Here is a 16910-nt window from a genome sequence, read left to right as displayed (position 1 = left end):
TTCGACAGGGGGCAACAGTCATGCCGGGCCCGGAGGCCAACGGCCCCATTGCAGGACCGCGAAAAACATAACGGGGGGCTCGCTCCGGGCGCGGTGGCCGCACCGCGCGCGAACGGGGCGGGTGCCGCGGCGCTGTATCGCGCGCGACTCCCGCCCCGTCCGTGTGCGACGGTGCCTCCGGCGGCCGGGAGCTGTGCGGACTCCCGGCTACCGTGCGGCGGTCATACGGTCACTTGACGTTGACGGCCGTCCAGGCTGCCTCGACCGCCTTGGTCTCGGCGCTGTCGGCGCCGAAGAGGTCGTTGGACGCCTTGACGGTCGCCTCACGGGCCGCCGCGTAGTCCGTGTTCTCGGTCATGTTCTCGGTCAGCGCCTTGAACCAGATCTCCTGGGCCTTGGTGATGCCGATGCCCTCGATGGTCGAGCCGTCGGAGGTCGGGGAGTCGTACTCGACGCCGTTCTTCTCCGACTTGCCGCTGCCCATGGACATCAGGAAGAACCAGTGGTTGGCGATACCGGACGAGTAGTGCACGTCCACGTCGCCGGCCTGGTCGCTCCACTCGTCGAGCGAGTTGCCGTCCTGGCTCGGCTTGTCCATGTAGCGCAGCGGGGTGCCGTCGCCGTTGATGTCGATCTCCTCGCCGACGAGGAAGTCGGCGACGTCCTCCTGGTTCTCCGGGGCGTGGAACTCGGTGGCCGCCGCGAAGATGTCGGAGGTGGCCTCGTTCAGGCCGCCGGACTCGCCCGCGTAGATCAGACCCGCGGTCGTGGAGGTGACGCCGTGCGTCATCTCGTGGGCCGCGACGTCGAGCGAGGTGAGCGGGGCCTTGTTGCCCTCACCGTCGCCGTAGGTCATGCAGAAGCAGCTGTCGTCCCAGAAGGCGTTGACGTAGTTGTCGCCGTAGTGGACGCGGCTGGGAGCACCCTTGCCGTCGCCGGCGATGCCCTCACGCTTGAAGACGTCCTTGTAGAAGTCCCAGGTCTGCTGGGCGCCGTAGTGGGCGTCCACAGCGGCGGTCTGCGGGTCGTCGGCCTTGCCGGTGCCCCACTTGTTGTCCTCGTCGGTGAAGTCCTTGCCGTCACCGCTCTCGCCGTTCTCGAGGTTCGTGGTCTTGCTGCCGCCACGGGTCTCGTCGCTCAGCGTGAACGCGCCGTCCGAGCCGCCGGTGGTGAGCTTGACCTCGCCGCTGTACATGCTGGCGCCGGTGCCGTCGGCCTCGTGGACACCCTGGAACTCGAAGATCTTCTTGCCGGTCTTCGCGTCCGTGATGACGTGCAGCTGGTTCGGGGCGCCGGACTTCTGCAGGCCGCCCTCGACGGTCTCCCATGCCAGAACCGGCTTGCCCGTGAGGGCGAAGACGACCTGACGCGGGGCCTTGCTGCCCTTGGCCTTCGGCGTGGCCGGCTTCGCGGAGGCCTTCACGCCCTTGGTGGAGACGGCGATGTCCGCCTTGGTGCTCTTGGTGACGCCGGTGTGCTTACCGGACTTCGTCTTGTGCACCACCATGTCGCCGCCGAGGACCGGCATGCCGTCGAAGGTGCGGGCGTAACGGACGTGCGTGGCGCCGTCCTTGTTCTTCACGACGTCCTTGACGCGGAGCTCCTCCTTGGAGCCCAGGCCGAGGGTCTTGGCGTCGGCGGCCTTCGCGGAGGCGGTGTCGGCCTTCTTGATGAGCGAGGTCTTCTGGGCCGCGGACAGCTTCATGGCCTGGGCGCCGGTACGCATGCCGGAGTCCTCGGCGGACGAACCGGCCGTCGCGGTACCGGCGGTGATACCCGCAACGAGGAGTGCGGCGGTCGCGGCGAACGCGGATATCCGCTGCTGCTTGGTGAGGGACTTCACGGAGTGGCTCCTTCTGCCGTGGGGGCCGGACGGCGGCTCTGGCTGCCGCCCGGGCAGAACTGTGGAACTTAGGGCATGAATAGGTGTGCGTCACTCGAACGCGCGAGTAACAAGAAGCACCCTGCCATCGAGCACGTGTGCATGTCACTGTTTCGGGCAGAGAGTGTTCACAGCTTGACCAGAACTTTGTTCGCTGATTCAACGGCCTGTACCGGATAACGGACGCGCGTGACCTGGGAATTGACCATTCCGCAGGTCGGACGCGCGTCGAGTGGTTTACACCTGTGGCGCTCGCCGTGCCGCCCTACTGGACGCCCCGGACGAGACTTTCACGCCACGCCTCGTGCAGTCCGGCGAACCTGCCCTTCCCGGCGATCAGTTGCGCCGGCGGACCGTCCTCCACGATCCGCCCCTCCTCCATCACGAGCACCCGGTCGGCGACGAGGACCGTGGAGAGCCGGTGGGCCACCACCACGGCCGTACGCCCCCGCAGGACCGTCAGCATCGCCTGCTGCACGGCGCGTTCCCCCGGGACGTCCAGCGAGGAGGTCGCCTCGTCCAGGATGAGCACGGCGGGATCGGCGAGCAACGCGCGCGCGAAGGCCACCAGCTGCCGCTGCCCCGCGGAGATGCGGCCGCCGCGCTTGCGTACGTCCGTGTCGTATCCGTCGGGGAGCGAGTCGATGAAGTCGTGGGCGCCGAGGGCCTTCGCGGCGGCCTCGATCTCCTCCCGCGTCGCGTCGGGACGGCCGATGGCGATGTTCTCCGCGACGGTGCCGGAGAAGAGGAAGGCCTCCTGGGTGACCATCACGACGTTGCTGCGCAGCGCGCCGGGCTCCACGTCGCGCAGGTCGACGCCGTCGAGGAGGACGCGCCCGCCGGTGGGGTCGTAGAAGCGGGCGAGCAGCTTGACGAGCGTGGACTTGCCCGCGCCCGTGGCGCCCACGACGGCGACGGTCTGCCCCGCGGAGAGCGTCAGGCCGAAGGCGGGAAGGACCTCGCCGCCCGTGCGGTAGCCGAAGTCCACCCGGTCGAAGACGACTTCGCGCCCCTTCCCTCCGGCACGGGCGGGAAGCTCACGGGGCGCGGCCGGTTCGGGGACCGCGGGCCGCTGGGCCAGGAGCCCCGCGATCTTCTCCAGCGAAGCCGCCGCCGACTGCCAGGAGTTGAGGAACATCCCGAGCCGGTCGATCGGGTCGTAGAGCCGGCGCAGATACAGAGCGGACGCGGCGAGCACGCCGAGCCCGAGCTCACCGGAGGCGACGCGGTGGGCGCCCCACAGCACCATCGCGGCGAGCGCCGCGTTCGCGGTGAACCTGGAGAGGACGACATAGCGGGCCATCTCCAGCAGCGCGTCGCCGTTGGCCCGTTCGTGGACGCCGTTGAGACGTGCGAACGACTCGTCGTTCGCACGCTCGCGGCGGAAGGACTGGACCGGGCGGATGCCGTTGACCGTCTCGGCGAACTTGACGATGACGGAGGCCATGGCCGTCGACTTGCTCCGGTACACGCGCACGGAGCGGCGCCGGAAGTCGTGAACGAGCAGCGCAAGCGGGACGAAGCTCGCCACGGCCGCGGTCCCGAGGCCGACGTCCAGCCAGAGAAGCATCCCCAGGATGTAGAAGACGGACAGCACGATGGCCATCAGCTCCTGCAGTCCCTCGTCGAGCAGTTCGCGCAGTGCCTCGACGTCGGTGGTGGAGCGCGAGATGAGCCGTCCCGAGGTGTAGCGGTCGTGGAAGTCGACGTCGAGCGCCTGGGCGTGCCGGTAGATGCGGCCTCTCAGCTCCATCAGGACGCGCTGGTTGATCCGTGCCGCGGCGACGACGAACGCGAACTGGAGCCGGCCGGAGGCGAGGGCGCAGCCGAGATACGCGGCTCCGACGGCGACGAGCGGGCCGCTGTCACCGGCGCGCAGGGCGGGGACGGCGCGGTCGATCGCGAAGGCGACGAGGAGCGGGCCCGCCTGCACGGCTGCCTGCTGGAGGAGCAGCACGAGCGCGGCCACCGCGACCTTCCCGCGGCGTGGGCGCAGCAGGGAGGCCAGCAGGGAGCGGGCGGCGTGCGGGGGCGCGGGCAGGACGTCCCTGTCGAACGCGTCGGCTGGATCTGCCGGTTCTGCCGGTCCGGCCGGTCCGCCTGAGCCGGCCTCCTTGGCCGCTCCGGCCGTGGCCGCCGCTCCGGCCGTGGCGGGGCGCGGGGGTGCGCCGGGCCGGACGAGGACTTCCGGGCGGTGCCGGCGGTTTCCGTCCTCCGCCGCCTTCCCCTTTACCGGTACCGCCCGCGAACCCTGCTGCGTCACGGCCTGCGGAACGTGCTCCGGGCCGTCCGGCTCCTCGTCGCGGTCCGCCGGTCGCACAGTGCCCGTCAACTCGGCTCCCCCTCACAGCTGTTCGGGTCGGCGGCGGAAAGGCGACCGGGACCCCGGGCGCCGGCTTCCGCTCCGGCCGTACGCTCGCCCGTCATCAGACAGCGGTACTCGGCGCTGCTCTCCAGCAGTTCGTGGTGCGTCCCCACCGCGGCGATGCGCCCGTCCGACAGCAGCGCGACACGGTCGGCCAGTTGCACGGTCGACGGGCGGTGCGCGACGACGAGTGCCGTCGTCGTCGCCAGCACCTCGCGCAGCGCGGCCTCGACAGCGGCCTCCGTGTGCACATCGAGCGCGGAGAGGGGGTCGTCCAGTACGAGGAACTCCGGCTGCCCCACCACCGCACGGGCCAGGGCGAGCCGCTGCCGCTGCCCGCCCGAAAGGCTCAGGCCCTGCTCCCCGACCTGGGTGCCCGCGCCGTGCGGCAGGGCGTCCACGAACTCCGCGGCCTGCGAGACGCGCAGAGCGCTCCGGAGGCCGGCCCGCTCCTCTTCTTCCGCCGTCGCGGAGGAGCTGCCGAGGGTCCCGGAGGCAGCGCCCCAGCCCCCGTGTTCCGCCGTGCGCGGCTCGGGGACGTCCGCGTCCGCCTCGCTCGGCGGACCGCCCGCCCCCATCAGCACGTTCTCCGCGACGCTCGCCGAGAAGAGCGTGGGCTCCTCGAACGCGACGGCGACGCGGGAGCGCAACTCGGCCCGGCTGAGCGCCGCGACATCGTCGCCGTCCAGCGTGATGCGCCCGGCAGTCGTCTCGTGGAGACGCGGGACGAGTGCCGTCAGGGTCGTCTTGCCGCTGCCCGTCGCACCGACGAGGGCCATGGTCTCCCCAGGACGGACGTGCAGGTCGACCCCGTCCAGGACGGGCGGGCTGCCGGGCTGCGCGTCGGGGTAGCGGAAGCGGACGCCCTCGAACCTCAGCCCGTCGCGGCGCCCGGAGCCGTCCGGCCCCTTTACTCCGCCCGGTTCACGCAGGACGTCCTGCGGTACGGGCTCGTCCATGACCTCGAAGAAGCGGTCGGTGGCCGTCGCCGACTCGTTGCTCATCGCGAGCAGGAAACCGAAGGAGTCGATGGGCCAGCGCAGCGTCAGCGCGGTGGAGACGAAGGCCACCAGGGTCCCCGCCGACAGCTCCCCGTCCGACACCTGCACCGTGCCGAGCACCAGCGCCGCACCGATGGCGACCTCCGGCAGCGTCATGATCAGCGCCCAGATGCCCGCCAGCAGGCGCGCCTTGCGCAGCTCCGTGTCGAGCAGCCGCTCCGAGAGCGCGCGGAAGGCCCGTGCCTGACTGCGGTGCCGCCCGAAGCCCTTGATGACGCGGATGCCGAGCACCGCTTCCTCGACGACGGTCGTGAGGTCGCCGATCTGGTCCTGCGCCTTGCGGGCGGCCAGCGCGTACCGCTGCTCGAAGAGCGTGCACAGCATCACCAGCGGGATCACAGGGCCGAGGATGATCAGTCCGAGCGTCCACTCCTGGGCGAGCAGCACGACGCAACCCACCACCACGGTCACGCTGTTGACCAGCAGGAAGGTCACACCGAAGGCCAGGAACATCCGCAGCAGCTGAAGGTCCGTCGTCGCCCGGGAGAGCAACTGCCCGCTCGGCCACCGGTCGTGGAAGGAGACCGGGAGACGCTGCAGTCGGCTGTAGACGTCGGCTCGCATCGCGGCCTCCACGGACGCCAGCGGCCGTGCGTTCAGCCACCGCCGGAACCCGAACAGCGCTGCCTCCAGCACGCCGACGCCCAGCAGGAGCGCTCCGCCCAGCCACACGCCCGCGGTGTCCCGGTCCGCCACGGGGCCGTCCACGAGCCACTTCAGTACGAGCGGGATGGCAAGGCCGGTGCAGGAGCCCAGGATCGCCACGAACGCGGCTGCGAACATCCGTACCCGCACAGGGCGTACGTACGGCCACAGGCGCAGCAGCGAGCGCACCGCGGATCTCTTCCCCCGCCCCGTGCTTGCGCCGTCCTCCCCGGCTCGGCCGTCCCCCGTGCCGCTCACCGCTCCGCCGCTCGTGCCATTCGTACTGTCCGCACAGATCGTCCCGTCACCGGCAGCCATCGCTGCTGAGACTACGGTTGACCGCTCCCGTCCTTCACCTGCTTTTTGTCCCGGCCGAGTCGGTCCTCGCCCGGCGGTGGTCCACACGCGATGCTTCCGGCACAGGGGCCTCTCGCGCACCCGCGTGAGCGATTCGTTTCCCACGCGGCGGCGGGTCGTTGGTCTCCTTACGGACGAGCTTCACGGGGAGTGCGGACATGGAACGGGTGGGGCGGGCGGTGCGGTCAGGCGGCACGGCAGCGGTGAGGAGGACCGGGCTGCGCACGTGCGCGTTCGGTCTGCTGAGCGTGATGGGCGTGTGGGTGGCGGGCTGCGGCACGTTCGTCGAGGCCGCCCGCACCCCGGCCCAGGTCATCAAGGTGACGCCGGTGGACGGCGCCAAGCGCGTGCCGGCCGGTGAGAAGCTGCGCGTCTCCGTTGTGGACGGCACGCTGAAGCGGGTGCGCGTGACCCTGCGGAGCAGGGGCGCCCGGCACGAACTGCCCGGTCGCATCTCCCGCGACGGTTCCGCCTGGCTGCCGGAGGAGCGACGGCTGCGTCTCGGCAGCAAGTACGCCGTCGACGTGGTCGCCGAGGACGCGGACGGCCGCCGCGCGGCGCGCCACACCACGTTCACCACCAAGCCGCAGCCCCGCCGTGTCATCGGCTTCTTCACGCCCGAGCACCGGCAGACCGTCGGCACCGGCATGATCGTCTCGATCAAGTTCAACCGCCCGATCGAGAATCGTGCCGCCGTCGAGCGTGCGGTACGTGTGTCGGCGAAGCCTCAGGTGCGCGTCGCGCCGCACTGGTTCGGCGACTCCCGACTCGACTTCCGCCCGCGGGAGTTCTGGAAGCCCGGCACCCGCGTCACTCTCGACCTGCGGCTGCGCGGCGTGCGGGCGGCGCCGTCCGTGTACGGGGTGCAGCGCAAGCGCGTCCACTTCGACGTGGGACGCGACCAGCGCTCGGTCGTGGACGCCGGCCGCCACATGATGACGGTGCAGCGCGACGGCACCGTGGTGAGCCGGGTTCCGGTGACCGCCGGATCGACGAAGAACCGTACGTACGAAGGGCACATGGTCGTCAGCGAGAAGTTCGAGGTGACGCGCATGAACGCCCGCACCGTCGGCTTCGGCGGCGAGTACGACATCGAGGACGTGCCGCACGCGATGCGCCTCACCGAGAGCGGCACGTTCCTGCACGGCAACTACTGGGCTCCGAGGCGTACTTTCGGCCGGGCCAACGTCAGCCATGGCTGCATCGGTCTGCACGACAAGAAGGGCGGTGACCCGCGCAGCGCAGCGGGTGCCTTCTACCGCAGCTCGCTCGTCGGCGACGTGGTGACGGTCCGGAACTCTGGCGAGCGCACGGTCGCGCCGGGCAACGGGCTGGGCGGCTGGAACATGCCGTGGCAGGAGTGGACCGCCGGCTCCGTTCTCGACTGACCGGGGACGCGTTCCGGCCCTCGTACCGACCGGTGGAAAGGCAACGCCGACTGGTGCGGCGGGGCGCCCGTGGTGACGGCGGACGCCGTGCCGGAAGGCATATATGAGGTCATGTCCGAGGTCGCGTGCAAACCACGTGTGAGGTCCGCCGGAGCCCGGGAAATCGCGACGGAACAGTGACACTCGCGGGGATCCCGCTCGCCAGCACGGTGTGATTATCTAGCGCCGGAGAGTTGTATATATCGCGTCGGGGGGTGCGCGCTGAGTGCGCGAGCAGCCGTGCGAGGGGAGTAGCCCGCTGTGGATCTGAAGGCCGTCGCCAAGGACGTCAAGGAGAAGCTGAACCCTGAGGCGATACGGGGGGACAGCAGGGCCCAGCTCATAGGCGGGTCGGCAGTGGGACTGGTGGCACTCGCCGTGGTGCTGCTGCTGACGCTCACCACCTGCGGGGGTGCGGGCGGCGCCGCGGGCGACGAGGGCAAGGGCAAGGAGAAGGACAAGCCTTCACAGGCGGTCCTCGACATATCCCCCAAGGACGGGGCGGACGGCGTCGACACGGACGGCGCGCTGAAGGTCCAGGCGTCCAAGGGCAAGCTCGTGAAGGTCCGGGTCGAGGACTCCGAGGGCAACCGGATAAAGGGCAGCATCGCGAAGCGGGGTACCGCCTGGCAGCCGGAGACGCATCTGGCCACGGGCACCAAGTACTCCGTGGAGGCGCTGGCCGAGGACTCCGAGGGGCGCGAGAAGACGGAGCGCGCGGCCTTCACCACGCTCAAGCCCGGCAGCACCTTCGTAGGCCGCTTCACGCCTGAGGACGGCGACAAGGTGGGTGTGGGGATGCCCGTCTCGATCAACTTCAATCACGCGATCAAGAATCGTGCGGCTGTCGAGAAGGCGATATCCGTGACCGCCGACCCGAAGGTCGAAGTCGAGGGCCACTGGTTCGGCGACAGCCGGCTCGACTTCCGCCCGGAGGAGTACTGGAAGTCCGGCACCAAGGTCGAACTCGACCTCAATCTGGACGGCGTCGAGGGCTTCGAGGGCGTCTACGGCGAGCAGGACAAGTCCGTGAACTTCGAGATCGGGCGCAGTCAGGTCAGCGTCGTCGACGCGAAGAAGAAGCAGATGACCGTCACGCGGGACGGCGAAGAGATCAAGAAGGTGGACATCACCTCCGGCAGCCCGGAGCACCCCACCTACAACGGCCGCATGGTGATCAGCGAACGCCACAAGGTGACGCGGATGGACGGCCGCACCGTCGGCTTCGGCCGCAACGAGGACGACGGCGGATACGACATCAAGGACGTGCCGCACGCGATGCGCCTGTCCACCTCCGGCACCTTCATCCACGGCAACTACTGGCTCCCGCAGTCCGCGTTCGGCGCGACGAACGGCAGCCACGGCTGCGTCGGACTGTTCGACAAGAAGGGCGGGGGCGACAAGGGGACGCCCGGCGCCTGGTTCTTCAACGAGTCGATCGTCGGCGACGTCGTGGAGATCAAGAACTCCAAGGACAAGACCATCCAGCCCGACAACGGACTCAACGGCTGGAACATGGACTGGGACGAGTGGAAGGCCGAGCAGGACTGACGGACAGGGCCGGCGGCACGCAGACCGCCGCCCGGGACCGGCGTCCATGACAGGCGAGGCGCCCGCGCTCTCCACGCTCCGTGGAGACCGCGGGCGCCTCTGCTGCCGGCGGCGCAGCGTCTACGCGCTGTGCGCCAGCTGGATCAGGTTGCCGCAGGTGTCGTCCAGGACCGCCGTGGTGACCGGCCCCATCTCCAGCGGCTCCTGCGTGAAGCGCACCCCGGCCTCGCGGAGCCGGTCGTACTCCGCGCGCACGTCGTCCACCGCGAAGGACGCGGCCGGGATGCCGTCCTCCGCCAGCGCCGACGTGTACGGCTTCACCGCGGGGTGGGCGTCGGGCTCCAGCACCAGTTCGGTGCCGTCGGTGTCCTCGGGGGAGACCACCGTCAGCCAGCGGAACTCGCCCAGGGGGATGTCGTTCTTCTTCACGAAGCCCAGCACGTCCGTGTAGAAGCGCAGGGCCTTCTCCTGGTCGTCGACGAAGACGCTCGACAGGTGGATTCTCATGGTGTGCCTTCCGGTGCGTCGGGTCTGAGCCACCGTGCCGCGATGTGCTCAAGGGGTTCGGTGTCGATGTCGTGGAACTTGTAGCGGCCCTGGCGCCGCGAACGGACCAGGCCCGCCGACTCCAGCACGGCCACGTGCTGGCCGATCGCCTGCCGGGACAGCCCGATGCCGTGCTTGGACACCAGCCGCGCGCAGATCTCGAACAGGGTCTGGCCGTCCCGTTCCACCAGTTCGTCGAGGATGCGGCGACGGGTGGGGTCGGCCAGGGCCTTGAAGACGTCTTCCGCCACGGCCACCAGCATAGGAAAGTGACGGCTTTCCTATCAAGTGGTCGGCCGGACCGGTCGCCGGCGGTCCTACGGCTGCTCCCGGCCTCGCGTCCGGCCCCGGCCCCCACCCCGGCCCACTGTGAGGAACGGCACCGGAGGCCCAGCCGGTAACGGCCGTTAACCTTCCCCCATGACTGTGAATCTCGAAGTCGCCGAAGGCGTCGGCACGATCCGCCTGGACCGTCCCCCGATGAACGCCCTGGACGTCGCCACCCAGGACCGGCTCCGTGAGCTCGCGGAAGAGGCGTCCGTACGGGAGGACGTCCGGGCCGTGGTGATCTACGGCGGGGAGAAGGTCTTCGCGGCGGGGGCCGACATCAAGGAGATGCAGGCCATGGACCACGCGGCCATGGTGTCGCGGTCCAAGGGGCTGCAGGACTCCTTCACGGCGGTCGCCCGCATCCCCAAGCCCGTCGTGGCCGCCGTGACCGGCTACGCGCTCGGCGGCGGCTGCGAACTGGCGCTCTGCGCGGACATCCGCATCGCGGGCGAGGGGGCGAAGCTGGGCCAGCCGGAGATCCTCCTCGGCCTGATCCCCGGTGCCGGCGGCACCCAGCGGCTCTCCCGTCTGGTGGGCCCCTCCAAGGCCAAGGACCTCATCTTCACGGGGCGTCAGGTGAAGGCGCCCGAGGCGCTCCAGATGGGGCTCGTCGACCGGGTCGTGCCGGACGAGGAGGTCTACGACCGGGCGAAGGAGTGGGCGTCGCGGCTGGCCGCCGGGCCGGCCATCGCGCTGCGTGCCGCGAAGGAGTCCGTCGACGTGGGCCTGGAGACCGACATCGACACGGGGCTGGCGGTCGAGCGGAACTGGTTCGCCGGACTGTTCGCCACCGAGGACCGGGCGACGGGCATGCGCAGCTTCGTCGAGGAAGGTCCGGGGAAGGCCAAGTTCCGCTGACCGCCCCGGGCTTCGGGGGTCGTGTCCGTCCGGCGGAGCCGCCGGCCGGTCCGGCCCGGGAGAGCGCCACGCCTCCGGTGCCGGGCGGAGGGCTTCCCGCGGGCGCCTCTCCCGCACTGGCGCCACGGTGCGCGCGGCGCCTCCCTCGTGCGCCCCACCTTGTGGGGGAATGGTCGAGAACTCGCCCCCGGTGACGCAGGCGTACGCCGCGCCGTCCGGCGGTCCGCTCCTGCGGCGCGTCGTCCCTGGTCGCAGGGTCTCGCGGGTCCGGGGACGGGTGGCGGGCCGTCAAGTGGCGACCGGAGCGGAGCAGTTGGTTCCGCCGCCGGGATCTGAGGTAACAGCCCCACGACTCCCCAGCTCCCGCCATGATGGTGGCCATGGCGGGACAGGGAGAAGTGGCGAGCGTGACCGAGCGAGTGCCAGAAGTCCCGGGTGAACCGGCGAGCGACGACTCGGCGAACAGCGTCCTCGAACTCTTCGGCGACCCCACGATCGCGGAGGTGCGGCTGCCGAACCGCCCCGAGGCCGCGCGCTGCGCACGCGAGATGACCCGTACGGTGACCGAGTCGCACTGGGGCCTTCCCGGCGCCCTCGTGGACGACGCCGTCCTGCTGGTGTCGGAGCTCGTCGGCAACGCCGTACGCCACACCGGGGCGCACGTCTTCGGGCTGCGCATGATGAGACGGCGCGACTGGATCCGCGTCGAGGTCCGCGATCCCTCTCGCGGCCTGCCCTGCCTCCTGCCCGTACACGGCCTCGACACCAGCGGGCGGGGGCTGTTCCTCGTCGACACCCTTTCCGGCAGGTGGGGCGTCGACTTGCTGCCCCGTGGCAAGACCACCTGGTTCGAGATGCGGATCACCGGTTCCTGACGTGGTGTCACCTTTGTGCGCGACCCCCCGGTAGCACGCCCCGACAGTGCTACTGTGCGCCGCTGAACGGGAGTTATCGGCGCGCGGCCTGGAGGGGGGCAGCGCTGTGCCAGACAGAGATACGGGGACAGATGACCGTGCGGTACCGGTACGCGAGATCGAAGCGGCCGCTCCTTTGCACGACGTTGCTGACTCTCGCCCTGCTCACGGGATGCGGCGGAGAGGCCGGCGGCGGCAGTGAGGGCGAGAAGTCCACGAACGGGGCGGGCAGCGCCTCGGGCGGCAAGGACGACTCGCCTGGGTCGGGGAAGGCGGCTCCCTCGCCGGACGCGGCCGACGGCAGCGACACGGGCGCCTGCCGCGACGCGGAGTGCGAGGTCGTGGTCGAGGCGGGAGACGTGCTGCGGCCCAAGACGTCGTACGGCGTCCAGGAGTTCACCGTCGAGCTGATCAACAAGGGAGTGGTCTCCTGGCGGACGGTGTTCACCACCGGGTCCGGTGCCATGCAGGCCCGGGGTTCGTCCGTGTCCTCGACGAGCTGTACGGGCGGTGAGTGCAATGGCAGGCTCGGCAGGACGAAGGGCAGGCTCGAGACCGACAAGCTCATCATCGACTTCGACTCGATCGACGACGACAGCGCAGTGGCGAAGCTGACGGCGAAGAAGTAGCCACCGGGGCTGAGCCGCCGACGGCTCAGCCCCGCGGAGCGGGCCCCGTGGACTCGCGCACGACCAGGCTCGGCGGGCGCGGCGGGGCCACATCGGATACCCCGGCCTCGCCCAGCAGGGCGAGCAGCGCCGCGGCGCCGGCCCGGCCCAGCTGCTCGACGTCCTGGTTCACCGTCGTCAGGCGCGGATGGACGATCTCCCCGAGCGGCAGGTCGTCGTAGCCGATCACGGACAGGTCGCGCGGCACCTCCAGGCCGAGCCGCCGGGCAGCGCTGACACCGGCGACCGCCATGGTGTCGTTGCCGAAGACGATCGCCGTGGGGCGCTGGGCGGCCGGTTCGACGAGGTTCCCCACGGCATCCGCCGCGTCCTGCGCGGTGAAGTCGGCGACGACGACGTGGCTGGGCCGCAGCCCGTGTCCGGCGAGCCGGGATTCGATGACCTGCCGCCGGAACGTGGTGTGCACCCGGTCCTCGGGGCCCGAGACGTAGGCGATGCGCCTGTGGCCGAGCTCCACGAGGTGGTCGACGGCCTCCCGCAGACCGGTGTCCTGGCCGGCCGCCTGGACCTGCGGGATGGGGTCGTCCTGCCATGGCGTCCCCACCAGGAGGGCCGGCAGCCGCAGGCGGCGCATCAGGTCGAAACGGGTGTCGCCGATGCGGCTCTCGGTGAGGATCACCCCGTCGACGCGGCGCTCCTCGGCGAGCCTGCGGTACGCGCGCAGCTCCGCCTCCGGCTCCTCGCCGACGATGTGCAGCAGCAACCCGTAACCCAGCGGGGACAGTTGGCTCTCGATACCGGAGATGAAGACCGCGAAGTGCGGGTCCGCGGTGAGGAGGTCGGCCGTCCGTCCGACGACCATCCCCAGCGTGCGGGTCCGCGCGCCCCGCAGCGCCACAGCGGCGGCCGACGGCGACCACTGGAGCTTGGCCGCGGCCTCCAGGACGCGCTGCCGGGTGGGTTCGGAGATGCCGCCCTTGCCGTTGACGACCTTCGACACGGCGGCGACGGAGACACCGGCGACCGCCGCCACATCCGTGATCGTCGCCTTGCCGGAGTTCCTCCCCCGGGCCATACGGTCTCCTCGTGTCCCGTTCCGTGCCCTGTTCAGCTCTTCTCCGCGCGGATCTTCACCGTTCAGATCTTCACCGCACTGCCGATCATGGCGCCTTCCATACGGCGCTGGAGAAAGGCGTAGGCGACGTACACGGGCAGAAGGGTCACCACGGTACCAGCGGCGAGGACGCCGAAATCGGTCTCCAGCGAGGAGCGGAGGAGGGGCACGGCGACCTGGATCGTGCGCTGCGCCTCGTCCGGCCCGATGAGGACGAGGGAGTACAGGTACTCGTTCCAGTACTGCAGGAAGCTGAGGATTCCGACGGTGACGACGCCCGGCACCACCATCGGAAGGTAGACGCGGACGAGGATCGTCACGCTGCCCGCGCCGTCCATGCGGGCCGCCTCCTCGACCTCCTGCGGCACCGTGCGCATGAACTGCGTGAGCAGGACGACGGCCAGCGGCAGCGAGGTCGCGGGCAGGAAGAGGATAAGGAACGTACGGGTCTGGAAGAGGCCCAGCTCCGCCGCGAGCAGGAAGGTGGGCAGCAGCGCGGCGAAGGTGGGGATGAGGAAGCCCAGGGAGAAGGCCCTCTCGATCACCCTGGCCGTCCGGCCTCCCGCGCGGGCGAGCGCGTACGAGGCGGGCAGGGCCAGCACGAGGACGAGCACCAGCGAACTCACCGTGACGATGAGCGAGTTGGCGATGGCCAGGTCGAGCCGTGCGTCGCTGATCGCCGTGGCGAACCTGCCGAAGGAGAGCGAGGTGGGCGGGCTCAGCGGCGAGTCGAAGATCTGCGCGTTGGTCTTGAAGGACGAGACGAGCAGGTAGTACAGCGGTGCCAGCAGCATCAACGCGTACGTCCAGGCGCACAGTTGGGCCGCGATCCGCCCCAGCGGGATGCCAGGGCGGCGTCGCCCGTGGGCGGCGGTGGCTGTGGCGTCGGTGGTCATGGCGGTCTCCTCCGGGCCGTCGGTGGTCGGGGGTTCAGTACGACTGCCGGAAGACCCGCCGGATGGCGAGCATGCCGGTCAGACCGAAGACGAAGAGCAGTACGCCGGCGGCCTGGCTGTAGCCGAGGTCGGACTGAAGGAACGCCTTCTGGTAAACGAGGAAGGAGAGGTTCGTCGACGCGTTGCCGGGCCCACCCTGCGTGAGCAGCAGGACGTTCTGCGCCGAGGTGAAGAGCGTCCACAGGAACTGCAGCATCACCGTCACCCCGACGTAGTCCTTGACCATGGGGAAGGCGATGCCCCACATGCGCCGCCAGTGGCCGGCGCCGTCCAGCTCGGCGGCCTCGTACACCGACTCCGGCAGGGCCGACAACCGGGCGGCGTAGAGCGTCGCGGTGTAGCCGATGCCCGCCCAGATGTCGATGGCGACGATGCAGCCGAACGCGGTGGAGGCATCGGCGAGCCAGGTATGCGTGAGGCTGTCGAGTCCGACCGCGCCGAGGACGTAGTTGATCATGCCGCGGGGTGCGAAGAGCCCGTAGAAGATCATCGCCTTGGCGGAGGCGGAGATCAGGGCCGGTGTGAAGATGATGACGCGCAGCAGCCGGTAGCCGCGCGGCTTCGTGGAGACGTGGTAGCCGAGCATGAACGCGAAGACGATCATCACCGGTACGGCGACGGCGAGTTGGACGGCGCTGTTGCGCACGGCGGACCAGAACAGTTCGTCGCTCAGCACCGCGCGGTAGTTGTCCCAGCCGGCGAAGCCGACCCGCGCCAGCATCCCCGGCCAGCGCAGCACCGAGATCACGAAGATGGCGCCGATCGGGCCGATCATGAAGGCCGCGTACCAGAGCAGTGCGGGAACCGCCATCACGGTGGTGCGCGGCGCCCGTCCCCGCGCACGGGCGCCGGGCGTGCCCGCGGAGCCGCCCTCCGTGCCGGGGGAGGGGAGCGTGCCGGTTGCCATGTCGGTCCTCATCCCTCAGCTCTTGTAGGCGACGTCGAGGGCGCGGCAGATCCGCTGCGGACTCGCGCCCGGGGAGAAGGCGATGGACGTCGCCCGGTTCAGGGGTGCCGACGCGGCGGCGGGGACGTGGCTGTCGGGCATCACCACCCGCGCGACGTCGTCCCCTTCGGAGACCTCGTTCGACTCGGTGACGAGCGGGAAGCCGGCCGAGCCCTTCTGGTCGCGCAGGCCGAGCTTGAACCCGCTGTCGTCGACGAAGTGCTGGACCGACTTCTTGCGGTAGAAGAACTTCACGAACTTCTCCACCTTGTCGATCTTCTCCCGCCCGTTGGGCGTGATCCAGATGCCGGTGGAGGTGTCGCCCGTGTAGACCGAGGGCTTCCCGTACTGGCCGTCCGCGGGCATCGGCAGGCCTCCGGCCTCCGTGTGCTCGGCGACCTTCTCCGGCACCGAGGCGATGGTCGAGGTGAGCGCGGACATCATGGCGGCGCGCTCGCCGAAGTACTCGGCGTTCATCTCGTCGGCGGTGAAGCCCTGCGCTCCCTTGCCGAACAGGCCAGTGTCCCGCAGCTCCGTGAACAGTCTCAGCCCGCGCATCGCCTGCGGCTCGGCGCAGTAGCCCGCTTTCGCGAACACCCTTCTGGCCACCCGCGGTTCCATGTAGCCCTGCATGATCTGCATCAGGAGCTTCTGGCCCGACCAGTCGTTGCCGCCGATCGCCATGGGCGTGATGCCCTCGGCGCGCAAGGCCTCGACGGCCTCGCGCAGTTCGGGCAGCGTGCGGGGCACCTCGTCGACGCCGGCCTTGGCCAGCAGGTCGGTGTTGAACAGGACGGGCCAGCTGAAGCCCGACCACGGGAAGCCGCGGACCCGGCCCTCGCGGTCCGTCCACGCCTTGAGGGCGGAGGGGCGTACGCGCTCGGTGAGGTTCCACTCCTTCAGGTACTCGTTGACGGGGAGGGTGGCGCCCAGTCCGGTCCAGGAGAAGGACTTGTCGTAGAGGTTCACGAGGACCACGTCGGCTTCCTTGTCCGCCAGCCGCGCGGTCTCGAACACGTTGAACAGCTCGCCCTGGTTGTAGAGGTTCTTCACCTCGGTCCCCGGGTTCTCGCGTTCGAACTCCCTTATGGAGGCGGCGTACACGTCGGCGCCGGGAGTTCCGGGGGAGAAGCTGCTGTGGACGACGAGGGTGCCGGGGTCGTCCGTCTTCGGGTCCAACGGGCCTCCGCAGCCCGAGAGCAGCCCCGACAGGACCGTCGCCGCGGCCGCGCACCTGCAGGCCGTCCACCGAGGGTTCATCGGCTCTCTCCTTCCGGTCCGCCCGAGCGCCGTACCAGAGCAGTTAAACGTTCTACGTGGACTGGCAGC

General features: G+C 70.2%; 14 protein-coding genes. 5 read left to right on the top strand and 9 right to left on the bottom strand.

The window, feature by feature from the left end; translation table 11 throughout:
- Positions 1–229: 229 nt before the first annotated feature.
- From IEY56_RS11615 to IEY56_RS11605, 3 genes are all read right to left on the bottom strand, one after another.
- On the bottom strand, positions 230–1843 hold the full coding sequence (locus tag IEY56_RS11615) for a M4 family metallopeptidase (RefSeq protein ID WP_189037051.1): 1614 nt from the start codon (positions 1841–1843) through the stop codon (positions 230–232).
- A 304-nt stretch (positions 1844–2147) separates the two neighbouring features.
- Positions 2148–4214: an ABC transporter ATP-binding protein gene (locus tag IEY56_RS11610; RefSeq protein ID WP_229711798.1), complete on the bottom strand. Its 2067-nt coding sequence runs from the start codon at positions 4212–4214 to the stop codon at positions 2148–2150.
- A complete protein-coding gene (locus IEY56_RS11605; protein ID WP_229711797.1) occupies positions 4211–6142 on the bottom strand; it encodes an ABC transporter ATP-binding protein in 1932 nt (643 codons plus the stop codon). The genes IEY56_RS11610 and IEY56_RS11605 overlap by 4 nt, the downstream gene beginning before the upstream one ends.
- Positions 6143–6468: 326 nt before the next feature.
- Here IEY56_RS11605 and IEY56_RS11600 point away from each other — a divergent pair, with 326 nt between their 5' ends.
- Together IEY56_RS11600 and IEY56_RS11595 are read left to right on the top strand one after the other, a co-directional pair.
- A complete protein-coding gene (locus IEY56_RS11600; protein WP_189037049.1) occupies positions 6469–7698 on the top strand; it encodes a L,D-transpeptidase in 1230 nt (409 codons plus the stop codon).
- 300 nt (positions 7699–7998) lie between these two features.
- Positions 7999–9288, top strand: a complete 1290-nt coding sequence (locus tag IEY56_RS11595) for a L,D-transpeptidase (protein WP_189037048.1) — start codon at positions 7999–8001, stop codon at positions 9286–9288.
- Between the two features lie 120 nt (positions 9289–9408).
- On the opposite strand, the gene IEY56_RS11590 is transcribed toward IEY56_RS11595, so the two are convergent.
- Entirely contained in the window at positions 9409–9795 is a 387-nt protein-coding gene (locus IEY56_RS11590; RefSeq protein WP_189037047.1) for a VOC family protein, read from the bottom strand.
- Entirely contained in the window at positions 9792–10085 is a 294-nt protein-coding gene (locus IEY56_RS11585; protein ID WP_189037046.1) for an ArsR/SmtB family transcription factor, read from the bottom strand. The genes IEY56_RS11590 and IEY56_RS11585 overlap by 4 nt, the downstream gene beginning before the upstream one ends.
- 169 nt (positions 10086–10254) lie before the next feature.
- Between IEY56_RS11585 and IEY56_RS11580 the strand changes: the two genes are divergently transcribed.
- The 3 genes from IEY56_RS11580 (at position 10255) to IEY56_RS11570 (ending at position 12565) form a co-directional block, all read left to right on the top strand.
- Entirely contained in the window at positions 10255–11022 is a 768-nt protein-coding gene (locus tag IEY56_RS11580) for an enoyl-CoA hydratase/isomerase family protein (RefSeq protein WP_189037045.1), read from the top strand.
- Positions 11023–11390: 368 nt separating this feature from the next.
- A complete protein-coding gene (locus IEY56_RS11575) occupies positions 11391–11897 on the top strand; it encodes an ATP-binding protein (RefSeq protein ID WP_189037044.1) in 507 nt (168 codons plus the stop codon).
- A 185-nt stretch (positions 11898–12082) separates the two neighbouring features.
- Positions 12083–12565: a hypothetical protein gene (locus IEY56_RS11570; protein WP_189037043.1), complete on the top strand. Its 483-nt coding sequence runs from the start codon at positions 12083–12085 to the stop codon at positions 12563–12565.
- A gap of 25 nt (positions 12566–12590) precedes the next feature.
- On the opposite strand, the gene IEY56_RS11565 is transcribed toward IEY56_RS11570, so the two are convergent.
- The 4 genes from IEY56_RS11565 to IEY56_RS11550 form a co-directional block, all read right to left on the bottom strand.
- Entirely contained in the window at positions 12591–13640 is a 1050-nt protein-coding gene (locus tag IEY56_RS11565) for a LacI family DNA-binding transcriptional regulator (protein WP_189037042.1), read from the bottom strand.
- A gap of 62 nt (positions 13641–13702) precedes the next feature.
- A complete protein-coding gene (locus tag IEY56_RS11560) occupies positions 13703–14524 on the bottom strand; it encodes a carbohydrate ABC transporter permease (RefSeq protein WP_189037081.1) in 822 nt (273 codons plus the stop codon).
- An 85-nt stretch (positions 14525–14609) separates the two neighbouring features.
- Positions 14610–15542: a carbohydrate ABC transporter permease gene (locus tag IEY56_RS11555; RefSeq protein ID WP_189037041.1), complete on the bottom strand. Its 933-nt coding sequence runs from the start codon at positions 15540–15542 to the stop codon at positions 14610–14612.
- A 15-nt stretch (positions 15543–15557) separates the two neighbouring features.
- Positions 15558–16841 (bottom strand): ABC transporter substrate-binding protein, encoded by a 1284-nt coding sequence (locus IEY56_RS11550; protein ID WP_189037040.1) that lies wholly within the window; start codon positions 16839–16841, stop codon positions 15558–15560.
- Between the last annotated feature and the right edge of the window lie 69 nt (positions 16842–16910).

Source organism: Streptomyces daqingensis (assembly GCF_014645895.1).
GTDB lineage: Bacteria > Actinomycetota > Actinomycetes > Streptomycetales > Streptomycetaceae > Streptomyces > Streptomyces daqingensis.
This window is presented reverse-complemented; position numbering and strand designations above follow the sequence as displayed.